The sequence below is a fragment of the Aminobacter sp. P4_H6_2 genome (assembly GCF_056400805.1).
Window position 1 is genome coordinate 1 of record NZ_JBFUKO010000527.1, and the last position, 3,845, is coordinate 3,845.

General features: G+C 62.1%; 3 protein-coding genes. 1 reads left to right on the plus strand and 2 read right to left on the minus strand.

Annotated elements, in window-relative coordinates; all coding sequences use genetic code 11:
• Nucleotides 1-221: 221 nt before the first annotated feature.
• On the minus strand, nucleotides 222-1,091 hold the full coding sequence (locus tag AC1DUU_RS25805) for a D-amino-acid transaminase (RefSeq protein ID WP_476786217.1): 870 nt from the start codon (nucleotides 1,089-1,091) through the stop codon (nucleotides 222-224).
• Nucleotides 1,092-1,116: 25 nt separating this feature from the next.
• Nucleotides 1,117-2,205 carry a P1 family peptidase gene (locus AC1DUU_RS25810; protein WP_476786218.1) on the minus strand — a complete coding sequence of 363 codons (1,089 nt, stop codon included), beginning with the start codon at nucleotides 2,203-2,205 and terminating at the stop codon, nucleotides 1,117-1,119.
• A gap of 230 nt (nucleotides 2,206-2,435) precedes the next feature.
• Between AC1DUU_RS25810 and AC1DUU_RS25815 the strand changes: the two genes are divergently transcribed.
• Nucleotides 2,436-3,845 (plus strand): amidohydrolase (locus AC1DUU_RS25815; protein WP_476786219.1); only part of this gene is annotated, 1,410 nt, incomplete at its 3' end.

The following is a 3,845-nucleotide window of genomic DNA, read 5'->3' on the forward strand; positions in this document are numbered from 1 at the left end:
GCCTGTGCCTGCCCAGATCATGCACTCCAGCGCATGGCGACGGCTCATGCCCTCGCCGTCCTTTTCGTCATAATGGGTCATGTCGATCTCCTGCCGCGCCGCTTGTGGCGCATGCCTAGGAGACCTCGGGACGGACAGGTTTATTCCAGCAGCAACAGCTGGCGCCGGTCACGATGACGTGACGGCATAGGCGCCTGGTCTATGCCGTCCTCAACTGCCGATCAGCTGGCGTTTGCCCGGGCGTGGTCTACATAGATCTCGCGCAGCCTGGTGACGACCGGGCCTGGCTTGCCGTAGCCGACCGGTTTTCCGTCGATCCGGGTCACCGGCATAACGAAGGTTGRGGCGCTGGTGATGAAGGCCTCCGCCGCGCCCAAGGCTTCCTCGACGGTAAATCGGCGTTCCTCAAGCGTCAGGCCGCTCTCGTCCATCAACTGAACGATCGCCTGTCGCGTGCAACCAGGCAGTGTGCGCCTGCTGTTGGCCGGCGAGACGATCTTGCCGTCATGCGTGATGATATAGGCTGTGGACGACGCACCTTCGGTGACATGGCCGTCCTCGACCATCCACGCCTCGTCGCAGTTTTCGGCGCGCGCGTCGCGCTTGGCCAGCACCTGCGGCAGCAGCGATACGCTCTTGATGTCGCGCCTGGCCCAGCGCTGGTCGGTCACCGTCTTGACGGCAATGCCGGTCTTGGCAGCAGCAACGTCGACCAGAACCTTGGGCTGTGTGAACAGGAGCAGCGTCGGCTCCAACTCATCGTCAAACAGGAAATTCCGTTCCTCGGCACCGCGCGTCAGCTGGAGATAAACGACGCCCTCCTCGAGTCCATTGCGCTCGATCAGGGCATGTTCGATCTGCTCGATCGCAGCCGTGGTGACCGGCAGGCGCAAGCCAAGCTCGCKCGCCGAACGTTCCAGCCTTGCCATATGCAACGCGCTGTCGACGAGCTTTCCTCCAAGGACCGCGGTGACCTCATAAATGCCGTCGGCAAACAGGAAGCCGCGATCGAAAATCGACAGCTTCGCCTCGCTGGCCGGAAGGTAGCTGCCGTTCAGCCAGACAATGCGGTTTTGTCCGCCATTGGTCATTGGAACTCTCCAAAGCTGGGTGATGTTAGCGCTGCTTGTTTCGAGCCAGCGCTTTCAATGAAATTGCCTCGACGCGAGACGGCTTGCCGGTGCCGGCATCATAGCCATCGAAGGTGTGCGCCATGCACAGCGAGTTGAGGATGGCTTCTTCTGTCGCTTCGATCACCGCCTCAAACAGCGGCGACACCAGTTCATTGGGCAGTGTCGGCGCGGTGACGATGCCGGCACGCCTTTCGGGTGTGCGGCGAACGCTTTCATTGGTCGAAAACACCAGCGCATAGTCGCCCGAGCCGTTGCTGAGGGCCGCGCCCGTCCTGGCGAGGCCGCCGAAAGCACGCTGGCCCAGCCGCTTCAAATTGCGCTCGCACAAGGGTGCATCCGTCGCCACCACGATGACGATGGAGCCATCCTTGTCCTCTGAAGCAGGCTTGGCGCTCCAGGGCTCACCATCGACCAGCAGCCGGCCGCCATAGTTCGACTGCACCAAAACACCAATCGTGAAGGTCTCGCCGTCCTTGAAAGGTACGCGCCGCGAGCTTGTGCCAATGCCGCCCTTCATCCCGAAGGCCACCGTGCCTGTGCCCGCGCCGACCGCCCCTTCGGCGACCGCGCCATCCCCAGCGGCATCGATCGCTGCGCTGATCTCCGAAATGTCCGGGCGCCCAGCGCGAATGTCGTTCAGGCGGGAATCGTTGGTCTCGCCGACCACGGCATTGATCGACACCACCCGGTTGTTCCCCGGCTGCGCCAGCGTATGAGCGTGGATCGCCTCGATGGCGCGTCCGGTCGCCAGCGTGTTGGTCAAGACGACAGGTGTTTCGATCTCGCCCAATTCATCGATCTGGGTCGAGCCTACGAACTTGCCATAGCCGTTGAAGACAGCGAGCGCGGCGGGGACCTTGTCGCGAAAGATGTTGCCGCCATGCGCCAGGATCGCGGTGGCGCCTGTGCGGATGGTATCGCCTTCGACGACGGTCGAGTGCCCCACCAGAACGCCTGCAACGTCGGTGATCGCATTGAGCGGACCCGGCGCGAAAACGCCTGGCGCTATGCCAAGGTCACGCAACCTGCAACGCGTCGATGTCTGAGGAATGTCCGTGGAGCCGTGTTTCATGCGACATCCTTAGTTCCGTTTGCCGGCCGGAGACATTGCAAAGGTGGAATAGTTTGATGCCGTTGCCGCAAGCCGCAGAAAGAGCTCGGCATCCCGGCTGACGGCTGAGCGATTTGCGTCCGGACAAACTATTCCAGAACTGCATGACCCATGCCCTTTTGCGAATTTGCATTTGTCGGCTCATATCCGGATACTCGCGGAAAAGAATTTTAGGGTGGGGAAAGTCGATGATGAAAAGTGCCGGTAGCCCGGATATGATCCTGCATAACGGCATCGTCTGGTGCGGCTATGCGGAAGGCATCCGGCAGGCTGTCGCGATTGGCCAAGGCACAGTGCTGGCAACCGGATCCGACGAAGAGATTCTCGCGCTGAAAGGCGCTGAAACCAAGCTCATCGACCTCAACGGGCAGTTCGCGACACCCGGCCTCAACGACGACCATTTGCATCTGATTTCCACCGGCCTTTCCATGCAATGGGTCGACGCCAGCCCGGAATCGGCGCCGACGCTTGCCATCCTGCTCGACAAGCTACGCAAACGGGCCCAGGAGACGCCCAAGGGCGGCTGGGTGCTGGCGCGCGGCTATGACCAGGTCAAGCTCGATGTCGGCCGTCATCCGCACAAGAGCGAACTCGACCAGGTAACCACAGACCATCCGCTGATGCTCGTGCGCGCCTGCGGCCATATCAGCATCTTCAACTCGCGCGCTTTCGAGCTGGCGAACGTCAACGCCTCGACACCGGCGCCAGCCGGCGGCGTCATCGAAACGGTCAACGGGACTTTGACCGGCATGGTGGCGGAAAACGCGCAATCCGTGTTGCGCGCGGCGATCCCTGTCCCGAGCCAAGACGACCTGATCGATGCCATTGAACGAGCCGGCAAGTACCTTTTGTCCTATGGCATCACCAGCTGCATGGACGCAGCCGTCGGACAGGTCGATGGCTTCGCCGAAATCCACGCCTACAACAAGGCAAAGAAAGAGGGCCGGTTGCCGGTGCGGGTCTGGCTGACATTGCTCGGCGACCCCGGCAATTCGGTCGTCGACGAAGCCTATGCCGCCGGGCTGGTCTCGGGTGCCGGCGACGATTGGCTGCGGGTGGGCGCGRTCAAGATCTTCCTTGACGGTTCGGCTGGCGGGCGCACCGCCTGGATGTCGGAGCCCTATCTCGGCGAAGACAACACCGGCGTGCAGATCCTGTCCGATGACGAGCTCGAAAAGCTGGTCGCGGAGCATCACGCCCAGGGCTACCAGCTCGCTTGCCATGCCATTGGCGACCGCGCCATCGGGCAGCTGATCACCGCCTATGAAAAGGCGCTGGCAGCCGTTCCGGATGCCGACCGCCGCCACCGGATCGAACATTGCGGCTTTTCAACCGAAGCCCAGCACAAGCGCATGCTCGCGGCCGGAATTTACCCCTGCCCGCAGCAGGCGTTCATTTATGATTTCGGCGACAGCTATATCTCAGTGCTCGGTGAGGAACGTGCGCTGTCCAGCTATCCGCTGAAGACCTGGGACGATCTCGGTTTCAAGCCGGGCACGGGCAGCGACTCGCCTGTCTGCCTGCCCAACCCATTCCCTAATCTCTACTCCATGGTCACCCGCAAGACCTGGAAGGGAACGGTCATGGACGCAGGCCAGCGC